The 13,981-nt window shown below is 72.2% G+C and carries 11 protein-coding genes; 7 read left to right on the plus strand and 4 right to left on the minus strand.

The window, feature by feature from the left end; translation table 11 throughout:
- Nucleotide 1: 1 nt before the first annotated feature.
- Nucleotides 2-976: a PLP-dependent cysteine synthase family protein gene (locus ACWD1Z_RS07895; protein ID WP_451116515.1), complete on the minus strand. Its 975-nt coding sequence runs from the start codon at nucleotides 974-976 to the stop codon at nucleotides 2-4.
- A 233-nt stretch (nucleotides 977-1,209) separates the two neighbouring features.
- On the opposite strand from ACWD1Z_RS07895, the gene ACWD1Z_RS07900 reads away from it, so the two are divergent.
- The 5 genes from ACWD1Z_RS07900 (at nucleotide 1,210) to ACWD1Z_RS07920 (ending at nucleotide 9,684) form a co-directional block, all read left to right on the plus strand.
- The gene (locus tag ACWD1Z_RS07900) at nucleotides 1,210-5,043 is read left to right on the plus strand and encodes an amino acid adenylation domain-containing protein (RefSeq protein ID WP_451116517.1); all 3,834 of its coding nucleotides are present in this window, start codon (nucleotides 1,210-1,212) and stop codon (nucleotides 5,041-5,043) included.
- Nucleotides 5,043-5,267 carry a tautomerase family protein gene (locus ACWD1Z_RS07905; protein WP_451116518.1) on the plus strand — a complete coding sequence of 75 codons (225 nt, stop codon included), beginning with the start codon at nucleotides 5,043-5,045 and terminating at the stop codon, nucleotides 5,265-5,267. Before ACWD1Z_RS07900 ends, ACWD1Z_RS07905 begins: the two co-directional genes overlap by 1 nt.
- 144 nt (nucleotides 5,268-5,411) lie before the next feature.
- Nucleotides 5,412-6,263 (plus strand): LuxR family transcriptional regulator, encoded by an 852-nt coding sequence (locus tag ACWD1Z_RS07910; RefSeq protein ID WP_451116519.1) that lies wholly within the window; start codon nucleotides 5,412-5,414, stop codon nucleotides 6,261-6,263.
- A 127-nt stretch (nucleotides 6,264-6,390) separates the two neighbouring features.
- Nucleotides 6,391-8,370, plus strand: a complete 1,980-nt coding sequence (locus ACWD1Z_RS07915; protein WP_451116521.1) for a BTAD domain-containing putative transcriptional regulator — start codon at nucleotides 6,391-6,393, stop codon at nucleotides 8,368-8,370.
- Between the two features lie 498 nt (nucleotides 8,371-8,868).
- A complete protein-coding gene (locus ACWD1Z_RS07920) occupies nucleotides 8,869-9,684 on the plus strand; it encodes an AfsR/SARP family transcriptional regulator (protein WP_451116523.1) in 816 nt (271 codons plus the stop codon).
- 64 nt (nucleotides 9,685-9,748) lie between these two features.
- On the opposite strand, the gene ACWD1Z_RS07925 is transcribed toward ACWD1Z_RS07920, so the two are convergent.
- From ACWD1Z_RS07925 to ACWD1Z_RS07935, 3 genes are all read right to left on the minus strand, one after another.
- Nucleotides 9,749-10,822 (minus strand): methyltransferase, encoded by a 1,074-nt coding sequence (locus tag ACWD1Z_RS07925; RefSeq protein WP_451116525.1) that lies wholly within the window; start codon nucleotides 10,820-10,822, stop codon nucleotides 9,749-9,751.
- Nucleotides 10,823-10,938: 116 nt separating this feature from the next.
- A complete protein-coding gene (locus ACWD1Z_RS07930) occupies nucleotides 10,939-11,709 on the minus strand; it encodes an isoprenyl transferase (RefSeq protein ID WP_351981600.1) in 771 nt (256 codons plus the stop codon).
- Nucleotides 11,710-11,831: 122 nt separating this feature from the next.
- The gene (locus ACWD1Z_RS07935) at nucleotides 11,832-12,887 is read right to left on the minus strand and encodes a polyprenyl synthetase family protein (RefSeq protein ID WP_451116527.1); all 1,056 of its coding nucleotides are present in this window, start codon (nucleotides 12,885-12,887) and stop codon (nucleotides 11,832-11,834) included.
- A 281-nt stretch (nucleotides 12,888-13,168) separates the two neighbouring features.
- Between ACWD1Z_RS07935 and ACWD1Z_RS07940 the strand changes: the two genes are divergently transcribed.
- The gene (locus ACWD1Z_RS07940) at nucleotides 13,169-13,792 is read left to right on the plus strand and encodes a hypothetical protein (protein ID WP_451116528.1); all 624 of its coding nucleotides are present in this window, start codon (nucleotides 13,169-13,171) and stop codon (nucleotides 13,790-13,792) included.
- Complete coding sequence (locus tag ACWD1Z_RS07945; protein WP_451116530.1) at nucleotides 13,789-13,971, plus strand: hypothetical protein; 183 nt, start codon at nucleotides 13,789-13,791, stop codon at nucleotides 13,969-13,971. Before ACWD1Z_RS07940 ends, ACWD1Z_RS07945 begins: the two co-directional genes overlap by 4 nt.
- Nucleotides 13,972-13,981: the final 10 nt, after the last annotated feature.

Consider the following 13,981-nt stretch of genomic DNA (forward strand, 5'->3'; position numbering starts at 1 on the left):
CTCAGGACGTCGGGGCGTCCGGCGTGCCGGGCACCTCCCGCGCCTCGGGCCACCAGCTGAGGTAGCGCTCTCCGCTGTCGGGGAAGACGGTGACGACGGTGGCGCCCGAGAGGTCGTACCGGCGCGCGAGTTCCAGGCAGCCGTACGCGGCGGCGCCGGAGGAGGCGCCGACCAGCACTCCGGTGGCGGCCGCGAGGGCGCGGGTGGTGGCCGCGGCGTCCTCGTCCTCGACGGCGATCACCTCGTCGATCAGCGTGACGTCGGTGACCGGGCTGGTGAATCCGCCGTTCAGGCCGGGGATGCGGTGGGGTCCCGGCGCTCCGCCGGACAGCAGGGGCGAGCCCGCGGGTTCGACGGCCACGACGTTCAGCCGCGGGTTGTGCTCGCGCAGCCGGCGGGCGACTCCGGTCAGGGTGCCGCCGGTCCCGACGGCGCACACCAGGTGGTCGACGCGGCCGCCGCTGTCCCGCCAGATCTCCGGGCCCGTCGTCTCGTAGTGGGCCCGGACGTTGTCGGCGTTCACGTGCTGCGCCGCGTACCAGGAGCCGGGGGTCCCGGCGTGCAGTTCCTCGGCGCGCTCCACGCAGCCGGCGAAGCCGAGGGTGTGGTCGGTGAGTTCGATGCCGGCGCCCAGGATGCGCAGGGTCAGCAGGCGCTCCCGGGAGGCGTTGTCGGGGAGCACGATGCGGCAGCCGTAGCCGCGGGCCGCGGCCAGGGCGGCCAGGGCGATGCCGGTGTTGCCGGAGGTGGACTCGATGACGGTCCCGCCGGGGCGCAGGGTGCCCGCCCGTTCGGCGGCGCGCAGCATGAACAGGGCGGCCCGGTCCTTGATGCTGGACAGCGGATTCGCCGCCTCCAGCTTGGCCAGCACATGGGCGTCGTCGGGCAGCCCGGCGAGTTGCAGCCGCAGCATCGGGGTGTTGCCCACGAGTTCGTCGAGTGAGCTGACGACACTGCCGGTCGACAAGTCGGTCACGGGCCCCTCCGGATCGGCTCTGCTCGATACACCTGCCGGGGGCTGCGTACGGCCCCCTCCGTGAGCACATGCTCGCCCAGAATCCGGCGCTCCGGGTCCGCGCGGCCACGCGGCCCATGGTTCGGGTTGCCGCACTGCATCGACTGCGGGGGTCGCTCGCGCCGTCGCTCCTGGCGTGGATACGTACGTTCGTGCCGGAGGTCGAAGAGCCGTCCGAGCACGGGGGTACGTAGATGAAGAGCCAGGAAGACGTCGGCGCATGCCTGCCTGACCTGCTGACCGCTCAGGCCCGGGCCCGTCCGGGCGATATCGCCGTGGTGCACGAGGGCGAGTCGCTCACCTTCCGCGAACTGGCCGACCAGGCCGATGACGTGGCGCGATATCTGCACCATCTCGGCGTCGGCGCGGACGACTGCGTGGGGCTCTTCGTCGACCCCTCCCTGGACCTGCTGATCGGCGCCTGGGGAGTGCTGCGGTCCGGCGGGGCCTACCTCCCGCTCTCGCCCGGCTATCCCGAGGAGCGCCTCCGCCATGTCACGCGGGACGCCCGGATGAGCGTCGTGCTCACCCAGGACGACCTGCGCGGCCGGCTGGCGGACGTGCTCGCCTCCGACGCCGTCGTCATCTGCCTGGACGACGTCCTGGAGTTCAGGAAGCGCCGCTCCGGCACGGACCCGGCCGGGTTGCCGGAGGGCCCGCGGCCCGGGGACCTGGCGTACGTCATCTACACCTCGGGCAGCACCGGCAAGCCCAAGGGGGTGGCGATCGAGCACCGCGCACTGGCGCATCAGATGCGCTGGCTCGCCGACACGTTCTCGCTCGGCGCCGACACCACCGTGCTGCACAAGACGCCGATCGGTTTCGACGCCGCGCAGTGGGAGCTGCTGGCCGCCGCCTGCGGCAGCCGGGTCGTGGTCGGGTCCGGCGGTATCCACCGGGATCCGCAGCGCATCATCGAGGCCGTCACCCGGCACGAGGTGACGGCCCTCCAGTGCGTGCCCACCCTCCTGCGGGCCCTCGTCGACACCGACGAACTCGACCGCTGTACGTCGCTCACCCACCTCTTCAGCGGCGGCGAGGCACTGTCCCGGGCACTCGCGAGGCGGCTGACGCGGGCCCTGCCGGACACCGCACTGGTCAACCTGTACGGCCCGACCGAGTGCACCATCAACACCTCGGCCCACCTCGTCGACCCCGCCGCCCTCGACGAGGGCCCCGAGACCCTGCCGATCGGCCGGCCCGTGACCGGCCTGCGCTATCACATCCTGGACGCCGACGGCTGTCCCGTGGCGCCGGGTGAGACGGGTGAACTGCACATCAGCGGAGTGCAGTTGGCGCGCGGCTATCTGCACCGGCCGGAGCTCACCGCCGAGCGCTTCACGACGCCCGGCGGCCGGGAACGGCTGTACCGCACCGGCGATCTGGCGCGCTGGAACCCGGACGGCACCGCCCAGTTCGCGGGCCGCGTCGACAACCAGGTCAAACTGCGCGGCTTCCGCATCGAGCTGGACGAGATACGGCTGGCCGTCGAGGCCCACGACTGGGTGCGCAACGCCGCCGTCCTGCTGCGCACCGACCCGCGCACCCGGGCCCAGCACCTGGTCGCGTGCGTCGAACTCAGCCCCCGCGAGGCGGCGTTGATGGACCAGGGCGAGTTCGGCGAACACCATGTGTCGAAGGCGTCCAGGCTCCAGGTCCGGACCCAGCTGTCCGACCCGGGCGTCCGGGACGAAGCCGATCTGCGCGGCCGCCCCTCCTTACCCCTGCCCGGCGCCACCGCCGACCCCGAGGCACGGCGCCGGGCCTTCGCCCGCAAGACCTACCGCTTCTACGAGGGCGGCCCGCTGAAGGTCACGGACGTCCTGTCGGCGCTCGGCCGGCGCCCCCGGGGAACCGGGTCGCGCCGCCCGGAGGAGCTGGCGCTGCCCGAACTCGGCGCGGTCCTGCGCAACTTCGGGCAGCACCTCAGCGCGGAGCGGCTGCTGCCGAAGTACGCGTACGCCTCCCCCGGATCCCTCTACGCGGTACAGCTCCACCTGGAGCTCAGCGGCATCGAGGGTGTGGCGCCGGGCCACTACTACTACCACCCGGTCCGGCACGAGCTGGTGCTGATCCGCCCTGCCGCGGCGGACCGGGCCCGGCACCGGGTGCACTTCGTCGGTCGCAGAGCGGCGATCGAGCCGGTGTACAAGAAGAACATCCAGGAGGTCCTGGAGATGGAGGCCGGGCACATGGCCGGCCTGTTCGACGAGGTGCTGCCCGCCCATGGCCTGGCCCTGGCCGAGGCCCCGCACGACACCGGCCTGCCCCGCCTGCTGGGCTGCGCCGAGGACGACTTCGGCCTGGGCTCGTTCGACCTGGTGCCCTGGACGCCGGAACCCGAGCACCGCGCCCTCGACATCTACGTGCAGTTCCCTCCGGGCAGCGAGGCGGGGCCGGCGAGCGGGCAGTACCTGTACCGGGACGGCGAACTGCACCGGGTCAGCGACGCGCTGGTGCTCAAGCGGCATGTGATCGCCATCAACCAGGCCGCCTACGACCGTTCCGGCTTCGGCATCACCCTGGTCAGCCGGGCCGCCGAGCAGGGCCGGGAGCGGCTGGGTTATCTGGACCTCGGCCGGGAACTGCAGCGCCTGATGTCGAACACCGTCCAGCTGGGCTTCATGCCCGCCGGGTACAGCTCGCGCACCGGCGACGACCTGCCCGCCGCCCGCCGCATGACGGCGATCCTGCGGACGGCCCGACGGCCCACCGGGCCCTCGTACTTCTGCGTCGGCGGCACCATCAGCGAGGAACAGCTCCGCCACGAGGGCATGCACGAGGACCAGGTGCACATGAAGGGGCCGGAGGAGCTGATCCGGGACGATCTGGTCGCCTCCCTGCCCGAGTACATGCTCCCCAGCCGGATCCTGGTGCTGCCGGCCCTGCCGCACACCCCGAACGGCAAGCTCGACACCAAGGCCCTCGAAGGGGTGGTCGACCGGACGGCGGCCCGGGCCCGGCCCGTGGTGGAGCCGCGCAACGGGGTCGAGGCACGGCTCGGCGCGCTGTGGCGGACGGCCCTGCGGCGGGACTTCGTCTCCGTGCACGACGACTTCTTCGCGCTCGGCGGGAACTCGCTGATCGCGGTGGGCCTGGTCAAGCGGATCAATGAGACCTTCGGCTGCGCCCTGCCGCTCCAGGTGCTGTTCGAGGCACCCACGGTGGCGAAGCTGGCCGAGGCGGTGAGCGTGCGCGCCGCGGCGCCCGCCTCGCGGATCACACCGCTGCGGTCCGAGGGCAGCGGGCCGCCGGTGTTCTGCTGGCCGGGCCTCGGCGGGGTGACGATGAACCTGCGGCTGCTCGCGGCCCGCGCGCCCGGCGGGCGGCCGGTCCACGGGATCCAGGCGCACGGCGTCAACGAGGGCGAGTCGCCGCTGGGGTCCGTCGAGGAGATGGCCGCCGCCGACGTGGCGGCCCTGCGGCGCGTCCAGCCGCGGGGCCCTTACACGCTGTGGGGCTACTCCTTCGGCGCGCGGGTTGCGTTCGAGGCGGCGGGGCAGCTGGAGCAGGCCGGGCACCGGGTGGAGCAGGTACTGCTGCTCGCCCCGGGATCGCCGCGGCCGGCCGTCGCCCCACCGCCCTCGCCGGTGGCCGACTTCGCCGATCCCGTCTTCACCACCCTCCTCTTCTCCGTCTTCGCCGGCACGGCCCGCGGCCCGGCCGTCGAGGAGTGCCTGCGCGAGTGCGCGGACGAGGAGAGCTTCGCGCGGTTCGTCGAGCGACGGTTCCCGCAGCTGGACAGCGGATTGATCCGCCGTGTGATCGCCGTGGTACGGCGTACGTACGGCTTCACCCGTGACCCGGCCGCACGCCACGTGGCGGCGCCCGTCACGGTGTTCCGGGCGGCCGGCGACGAACCCTCGTTCCTGGAACGCTCACCGGGGCGTACGGCGGCCCCGCCCACGATCGTGCAACTGGAGACCGACCACTACGGGGCGCTGCGCGAGCCGGGCGTCGACGAACTGGTCAAGGCGCTCCGGCGCGCCACCCCTCGACCCGCGACCCCCTGGACAAGGACGGCCTGATGCCTCACGTGACCATTCAGCACTTCCCGGCGACCCTCACCGCCGAGCAGCGGCTCCAGCTCGTGGAGCAGGTGACGGCCGCCGTGCAGGAGGCGTTCGGGGTGGAGGAGCGGGTGGTCTCCATCGCCCTGGTCCCGGTCCCGCCGCAGGACTGGGACGCCCGGGTCCACCAGCCCGAAATCGCGGGCCGCCGGGAGGAGTTGGCGAAGGAGCCGGGCTACTGAGCCACGGCGACGGTTCTAGAGTTTCGAGCCAGGATCACTGGGGTGAGCGCCTTCTCGGTTGCGTCTGCCGGGGGCGTTCACCAAGGATCTGAGGGGACGGCAACGGCCGGGTTGCGGGGAAACGGGGGAAAGGATGATGACGTCATGAACGCGGGCAGCGGACAGACCCGGGACACCCTGTCCCCCGCCGACACACCGCTGGAATCCCTGCTGCGGATCGCCGACACGCTCGGCAGCCTCGAACGGTACGCCACCGAGACCGCGGGCCACCTGCTGCTGGTGGAGGGCGCCGACACCGGGGCCCCAGGCCGGATCCGGTACATCGACGGCCCGGAGACCGTGCAGGACACGATCGGTGACGCCCTGTGGCGGGCGAAGCGGGAGATCCTCACGGCCCAGCCGGACGAGCCCGGCCCCGGAGCCGCACTGGACCTGCTGCACGCGGCCGTCCGCGACCCGCTGGCGCGCGGCGTCGCCCTGCGGACGCTCTTCCAGCACAGCGCCCGCTTCTCCGAGCCCACGAAGAAATACGTGCAGCAGGTCATGGCCCAGGGCGACGTGGCGGTGCGCACGCTCCCGGAGTTCTTCGACCGGCTGATCCTGATCGACGGCGAGATCGCCTTCATCCCCGGCGGTGAACACCCGCACAGCGCGGCACTGATCCGGGACGCCGCCGTCGTCGCGTTCCTGCGGGGGGTGTTCGAGAAGGCCTGGGTACGGGCCGAGCGGTTCCCGTTCCGCCCGGTGCGGGCGGCGGACGCGGCCCGCGAGGTCGTACCCGACGTCCGCCAGGCCATCAAGGCGCTGCTGGTGGAGGGCCGTTCCGACAAGGCCATCGCGCGCCGCCTCGGCATGAGCCTGCGGTCCGTGCAAGGACACATCGCGTCCCTGCGCGAGCAGTACGGCGCCCAGCACCGCTTTCAACTCGGGTACCGGATGGCGCACGGCGAGATTATCGGCTCCGGAAATGGGTGTACGCCCGGCACCACTTCGTAACCCGACCTTGACATGGGTCTATTCGATAAACATACTCAAACTTGACATGGCCGACGTGGAATTATTCGCGACATCATTCGACGCCCCGTCGGAATTCATCCGATGGACCGAAGCGCAACCAACCAAAATGCATGGCATTGAACCCCCTTTGGCGGAATTCCGAGCGCTGGGCCCATTGGAAGCGACGGTCGCCGGCCGGCCGGTGGATCTCGGGGCGCCGAAACAGCGCAAGTTGGTCGCGTTACTCGTCAGCCGCCTCGGCCAGCCGGTACCGGTGGACGTGATGCTGGAGGCCCTGTGGGCCGACAGCCCGCCGCCGTCCGCGATGACGTCCCTGCAGTCCTACGTCGCCAATCTGCGCAGGGCGCTGGAACCGGGCCGGGCGCCGCGCACCCCGACGCGGGTCCTGCACACCAACGACCGCGGCTATCTGCTGGACGGCCACGTCGTCGAGGTGGACGTCCACCTCTTCGAACGGCGCGCCAAGGCGGGCTGGCAGGCCTGGAACCGGGGTGACCCGCAGGAGGCGTTGAGCGAGTTCGAGGCCGCGCTGGCGTTGTGGCGGGGCGAGGCCTACACGGAGGTGTCGCACTCCGTCCATGTGGCGGCGGAGGTGGCGCGGCTCGGGGAGTTGCGGCTGTCGGCCGTGGAGGGCCGCTGTGCCGCGCTGCTGGCCGTCGGGGCCCACGAGGTCGCGGTCGCCGAGCTGGAGGCCTTCATGCAGGCCCACCCGCTGCGCGAGTACGGCTGCGAGCTGCTGAGCCTGGCCCTGTACCGAGCCGGACGGCAGGCGGACGCCCTCGCGGTGCTGCGGACCAACCAGCGCCGGCTGGGCGACGAGTTGGGCATCGATCCGCGGCCGGCGCTGCAGCATCTCGAACGCGAGATCCTCAGCCACGCCCCGGCGCTGGACTGGCGTCCGCCACCCGCCCCGGCCCCGACGGCCCCGCGCAGGCCCCCGGCCGCCCCCAGGCTCCCCGCGCCCGCGCCGCCGCCGCGGCCCGTGCCGGAGACGGACGAGGAGATCTTCGTCGGCCGTGAGGAGGCGCTGCGGCACCTGACCGCGGTGTGCGCCGAGGCGGCACGCGGGCGGGGCCAGGTGGTGACGGTCTCCGGTGAACCGGGCGTCGGCAAGACCGCCCTGCTGCGGCGCTTCGCCCAACTCATCACTACCGCACCGGTGTTGTGGGGTGCCTGTCCCGGGCATGTGCCCACGCCGCCGCTGTGGCCCTGGCAGCAGGTGCTGGGGACGGCGGGCACGCACCTTCCGCGCCGCCCGGTCCCGGGCCCCGTGGCAGAGGTGCTCGACGGACAGACGCGGCAGCCCCTGGACGGCGCCGACGAGGACGCGGTCACCTTGCGGCGGTTCGAGGCGATCGTGCAGTACCTGACCGGGGCGTCGCACGCCCGGCCCCTGGTGATCGTGCTCGATCACCTCCACCGGGCCGACCCCGGCTCACTGCGGCTGCTGGCCCACCTCGCCGAGTCGGTGCGGACGAGCCGTCTGCTGGTGGCGGTGGCCTACCGTTCCGACGAGGCGGCGGCCCTGGCCGGGACCTCGGCCGCGCTGGCCCGCACGGAGATGACGCAGGTGGAGCTGGACGGCCTGACCGCCGCGGAGACCCGGACCCTGACGCACGCGATGCTCCGGCGGGAGGTGAGCGGGGCCGCCGCCGAGGAGCTGCGGTACCGCAGCGGCGGCAACCCGTTCTACCTGCGCGAGCTGCTCAAGGCCAGCGACGGCGAGGAAGGCCGGGGCCGGGCACCGGCGGTGCCGGGGCCGGTCCGCGAGGTGGTGCTGGGACGGGTCGCGCACCTGGGCCCGATCGCCGCGGAGTTGCTGTCGGTCGCCTCCGTCGCCGGCCGCGCCTTCGCCGTCGACGTCGTCGCGGAAGCCGCCTCGCTGGAGATCGAGGCGGCGCTGAAGGCCGTCGACGCGCTCGTGGCGGCCGGACTGATCGGCGAGGACCCGCAACGGCTGGGCTGGTACTCCTTCACCCACGCGCTGACCGCCGAGGTGCTGTACCAGAGCATCGGGCGGCTGCGCCGGGCCCATCTCCTGCGCCGGATCCGCGCCGCGGCCGTACCGCCGCACACGTCGACATGATTCGGCCTGCCCGCACCCCTCGCACCCGGTCCGGGGAAGTCGAGCGGGAGTCCAGCGCGCCTTGAGGCCGGCTTGGCGGATGCGCGGGCTCCGCTCGGGACCGGCATATGCCCGCTCGCACCCCTGATCGCCGGAACGCCGGGAAAGTGCCTAGTCGGCCGCTCGTCCCCGCCGCCCGAGCGGTCCCGGGCCGGTGCCGCGCGCCGGTCCGCGCCCAGTCCACGCCAAGTCAGCGCCAAGCCGGTCGACAGTCCGGCCCAAGTCGCATGGACAACACTGGTCGGCGTACGCACCGGAATGATCCGGCCAAGCCAGACACCGTGTGGGCACTGCCCCGTCGACCGCTGCCGAGCGACCACTCCCCTGCCCGGGGTTGCCCTCCCCCTCGACGCACCTCACCTCGCGTCGGCATTCCACCGGGCCGGGGTCGAAGGAGCCTCGCGTTCCGGTCACGGGACGACCCACTGGAGAAGGACTCGACGACGTACGGGGGAGAACATGAAGTTTCAGGTCCTGGGCACGTTGTGCGCCGAGATCAACGGGACGTCGATCGTCCCGACGGCCGGCAAGCCCCGGCAGATGCTGTCCCTGCTCGCCCTGTATCCGGGACGCGTGGTGCCCGTCTCCACGCTCATGGAGGAACTGTGGGGGAGCAAACCACCCCAGAGCGCGCTGGCGACCTTACAGACGTACATCCTTCAGCTGCGCCGGCGCCTGGGCAGCGCCATGGGGCCCGACACGCCCGCCAAGGAGGTCCTCGCCACCCGGCACGGCGGCTATGTGCTGGCGATTCCCCCCGACTGCGTCGACGTGCACGCCTACGAGCGCCGGGCCGCGGAGGGCCGCTCGGCGTTCGAGGCGGGCGACGACACCGTCGCGGCCGACCGCTTCCGGCAGGCGCTCACGCTGTGGCGGGGACCGGCGCTGGTCGACGTACGGGTGGGGCCGGTGCTGCGGATCGAGGTCATGCGGCTGGAGGAGAGCCGTCTCGGGACCGTCGAGCGGCGGATCGACGCCGATCTGCGGCTCGGCCGGCACACCGAACTCATCCCTGAACTCACCGAGTTGACGGCACGCTACCCGCAGCACGAGGGCCTGCACTCGCAGGCCATGGTGGCGCTGTACCGCTCGGGCCGGCAGGCGTCGGCCCTGGAGGTCTACCGGACGTTGCGCATCCGGCTGATCGAGGGCCTGGGCGTGGAGCCGTCCCCGCGGGTGCAGCGGCTGCACCAGGCGATGCTGGTGGTCGACCCCCAGCTGGACGTCGTCGCCGGACCGCGCCGCAGCTCCACGTTCGACCTCTACACCGCCTGAGACCTCGGGCCGCGCCACCGCGGCCGGTGCCCGGGGCACCGGCCGCGGTACGCGTCCGGCCCGCTCAGTCCCGCTTCACGGCGCAGATGACCACACGGTTGATGATGGCGTCCGCCGGGATGTCGGCGGGATCCTTGGCGGTCACCTTCGTGACCTCGAACCCGCACTCCTCCAGCCAGCTCCGGTACGTCGACAGCTTCTGCAGACCGCCGCGCCCCACCACACAGCCGAGGATGTAGGCCGGGAAGAAGTCCGCCTGGAGGTCGTCGGGGTCCGTGATGTCCTCGGGGTACACGGGCGCGAGGACCACGACCTGCCCGCCCGGCTCCAGGGCCCGGTGGGCGTTCCTGAGGATGGTGAGGACCTCGTCCTTGTCGTACATGTCCACGAAGTGCTTGAGCAGCACCACGTCATAGCCGCCCGGGAGGGACTCAAGGACGTCACCGGCCACGAACGAGCACTGCTCCGTCACCCCGTGCTCCTCGAAGGTCCGCAGGCACGCGGCCTCCAGGGCGGGCTGGTCGAAGGTGGTCACCCGCAGGCCGGGCGAGCCCTTCAGCTGGCAGGTCATCACGGCCCCGAGGCCGTTGCCGCCGCGCGCGTCGAGCACCCGCGCCCCGGCCGGGACGTCGAAGCTGCGGAAGAACCAGGGATAGACACTGGCCGTCTCGTTCTGCGCCAGCGGCCCCCACGCGGAGCGCACCTCCGGGACCACGGCCGCCGCCTCGAACATCGTGCCCTCGAAGCCGTAGAGCTCCTTGAGCCCGACCGCGCTGCCGGTCGAGATGGACTCGGGCAGGTAGTACAGCTGCCGCATCATGCCCGTCTTGATCATGCCCATGAAGGTCAGGACGCGCTGGAGGTCGGCCTCCGGGACGTCCGCGAGCGCGGCGAGGGTGTAGCCGCCGGTGGTCTCGTCCAGGGCGACGAAGCCCTCCTTCAGCGGCAGTTGCAGCACCTGCTCCACGGCGTCGGGCTTCGCGCCCACGGCCGCGCCGAGCTCGGCCGCGGTCAGGGCGCCCTCCTTGCGCAGGGCGTCGACGATGCCGAGCTCGAAGCAGGCGTACAGGGTCATGAACCGGGTCGGTCCCACCATGTACTCGCGCATCCGGGCCAGTACCGCTTCAGGGTTGGACACAGCGTTCCCCTCGGATCGACCTGTGGGGCCAGGCCCCGCTCCAGTGCTGCTACCGAGTATCGGGAGCGGATCTGGAGCGCCGGTAGAGCGGTGCTGTGGTGCGGCCCGGGTCCGGGTCACCTGCCGTAGCGGCGGTCCCGGACGGCGTACGAACGCAGCGCGCGCAGCAGGTCTATCTCGCGGAAGGCCGGCCACAGGACCTCGACGAAGTGCACCTCGGCGTAGGCGGACTGCCACAGCAGGAAGCCGGACAGCCGCTGTTCGCCCGAGGTGCGGATGATGAAGTCCGTGTCGGGGCCCGCCGGGGAGTAGAGGTTGTCGGAGATGTGCTGGAGGTCGAAGTTCTCGGCCAGTTCGCGCGGGTCGCCGCCGGCGGAGATGTGCTTGTCGAAGGCGGAGCGCACCGCGTCGATGATCTCGCGGCGCCCGCCGTAGCCGACCGCCACGTCAACCTTGAGGCCGCCGCGGCCGGTGGTGCCCGCGACGGCGTCCTTCAGGGACCGGGCGGTCTCCCCCGGCAGCAGGTCCAGCGCGCCGATGACGTCGATCCGCCAGTCCTCGTCGGCCGCGCAGATGCTCGCCACGGTCTCCTCGATGATCTCGAGCAGGGGCCCGAGTTCGGCCGGCGGCCGGTGGAGGTTGTCGTCGGACAGCATCCACAGCGTGACGTGCTCGATGTCGGCGGCGTCGCACCAGCGCAGGAAGTCGCCGACCTTCGCGCCGCCCACGCGGTAGCCCTCACGGACGTCGTCGTGCCCGGCGCCGCGGGCCCAACGGCGGTTGCCGTCCAGCATGATGGCGACATGCCGTGGTCGTGGCTTGCCCTCCAGCTTGCGCGCCAGCCGCCTGACGTACAGGGCTTCCAATGCCGACCGAAGCGCCCTCAAGGCCACGTGCCATGTCCCTTCGTCCCCACCAACCGCCAATGGGGGCCACCGTATCCCCCGTCGGGGAGCTTCAGCCATCGACGCTGTTCAGGCGGCGGTGGGCGGGGCGGAAGGGGGCGGGCTCAGGAGGTGCGGTAGGCGACGCGGCGGGCCATGTCCGCCAGTTCCGTTCGCCACACCTCGTCCAGGGGGGCGTCGGCGATGGCCTTGCGGCCCCGTTCGACGAGGCCGTCGATGTGCCGCTCGACGTCGCGCGGGACACCCGTGTCCACCAGACGGCGGCGCACTTCGTCGGGGGTGTGGCCCGGCTCGGTGATCAGGGTGTGGATGTGCTCGTCGCGCTGCATCGCCCAGCCGAGCAGCAGGGTCATCTTGTGCTGGGTGAAGTCCAGGCCGGTGGGCTTGCCGGTGTCCGCGGAGTCACCGAAGGCGTCGAGCAGATCGTCCCGCAGCTGGAACGCCTCGCCCACGGCCTCGCCGTACTCCTCGAAGGCCGCGGCGAGATCGCCGCGGCCCGCCGCGCCCGCGCCCACCACGAGGGGCCGGTGGATGGTGTACCGGCCGGACTTGATGCGGGCGATCAGGCGGGAGGTACGGGGGTCCGCGCAGAACTCGGCCGCCGCGTGGACGTCCATGTACTGGCCGATCATCACCTCGGAGCGCAGCCGGTGCCACTCCGGGAGCGCCGGGCCCGGTGCCCGCGCCATCAGCTCATCGCTGTAGACGAGCGCCAGGTCGCCCACGAGCAGGGCCACCCCCTCGCCGTACCGGCGTGACTCCCCCTGCCAGCCGCGGCTGCCGTGCAGGCGCGTGTACGTGGTGTGGACGGTGGGCACGCCGCGCCGGGTGCCGGAGTCGTCCAGGACGTCGTCGTGGACGAGGGCGGACAGGTGCAGCATCTCCAGGGCGGCGCCGGCCGCCACGATCCCGGGGTCGTCGGGGTCGCCGCCGGCGGCGAGATAGCCGGTGACGCAGAAGGCGGGCCGGATGCGCTTGCCGCCCGAGGCGATCAGCGCGGACAGCGCGTCGATGGGGACGACCGTCCCCTCGTGCACCCCGGCCCACAGATCGCGCTCGGCGGCGAGGAGGGACCGCAGCCTGTCCTCGACACGGCGGAGCAGGTCCGCGCGGAGAGCCACCGCCTCCTGGGCGGTGCCGGTGCTGATGTCCGAAGTCACGGATATCTCCTGGGGGTTCGGATGAAGGGCATGGGAGCGGGCCGCGCAGGGTGAATCTGGAGTTCCCCTTTAGCGCCGATCGACCGCGGATACAGAACGTTGACACCCCGAACCGCCCCGTGGAAATCTCCCAGTGCGCCCGGGGCCGAATTCGAGATCTTCAGCCGCGACTTTCCGCTCTTCCCACGAGCCTTCGCCTCGCCCACGGCTGTGCAAATCCACTGGGACGGTTCACGTCATTCAAGACGGCCGACGGACAACCCGCCTCCGAAAGGAATCGCATGGATTCTCACGCCTGCCCGAAGAATTCTCTCCAGGAACCAGGCGGGGCGATCGAATCCGGCCTCTGCGCCTCGCGTGTCCGGCAGTTGGAAGGCGACCTGCGCGCGCTGCCCGGTCTCTACCAGGAGAGTCTGCACCACGTCTTACCGACGTCCCGCCGACCGCACCACACCCGGGTCTCGGGGAGCCGGAGCCGGGACCGCCTGAACATGTCCGCGCTCGACGCCCGGCACAACATCCTCGCCGTCCTGGAGTCGTGGGCCCGGTACGTCACCGACGAACTCGGCGGTGCCGCCCCCGCCCGCTCGGTGCCGGACCTGGCACGTTTCCTGCTGCGCCACCTCACGTGGCTGACCGGGCAGCCGCCCGCGGCCGATTTCGCGGACGAGATCGACGCGCTGCGGCGGGAGTTGCTGTGCACGATCGACCCGGAGCCCGGCGAACCCCAGGTGGCCACCCGGGAGTGCGTGGTGGCCGACTGCGCCGGAAGGATCACGACGTCACCGCGGCCGGCCGGGGACCGGACGAGCATCCGGTGCTCAGCGGGGCACACCTGGGAGATGCACGAGTGGATCACCCTGCGCCCGCTCATGGAGCGGCGGCGGAAGGCTGTCGGCGCATGACGAAACCACCACGCCACCGGCTGGTGCCCACCAAGGTGGCCGCGCTCGCCGCGGGGGTGTCCGAAGCGACGATCCGCAAGTGGGTGAGCCGCGGCAAGATCACCCGCTACGGCTCCCCCGGCCGCTCCGAGTTCGACATCGACGAGCTCACGGAGATCGCCCTGCGCCGCCGGAGCTAGGTGCCGTCGT

Source organism: Streptomyces sp. NPDC002784 (assembly GCF_053592135.1).

What these genes read in the sequence shown, in the direction of transcription:
- ACWD1Z_RS07940 (WP_451116528.1), top strand. Translation starts at nt 13,169, where the DNA reads ATGGATTCTCACGCCTGCCCGAAGAATTCTCTCCAGGAACCAGGCGGG.
- ACWD1Z_RS07945 (WP_451116530.1), top strand. Translation starts at nt 13,789, where the DNA reads ATGACGAAACCACCACGCCACCGGCTGGTGCCCACCAAGGTGGCCGCG.
- ACWD1Z_RS07915 (WP_451116521.1), top strand. Translation starts at nt 6,391, where the DNA reads ATGCATGGCATTGAACCCCCTTTGGCGGAATTCCGAGCGCTGGGCCCA.
- ACWD1Z_RS07910 (WP_451116519.1), top strand. Translation starts at nt 5,412, where the DNA reads ATGAACGCGGGCAGCGGACAGACCCGGGACACCCTGTCCCCCGCCGAC.
- ACWD1Z_RS07920 (WP_451116523.1), top strand. Translation starts at nt 8,869, where the DNA reads ATGAAGTTTCAGGTCCTGGGCACGTTGTGCGCCGAGATCAACGGGACG.
- ACWD1Z_RS07905 (WP_451116518.1), top strand. Translation starts at nt 5,043, where the DNA reads ATGCCTCACGTGACCATTCAGCACTTCCCGGCGACCCTCACCGCCGAG.
- ACWD1Z_RS07900 (WP_451116517.1), top strand. Translation starts at nt 1,210, where the DNA reads ATGAAGAGCCAGGAAGACGTCGGCGCATGCCTGCCTGACCTGCTGACC.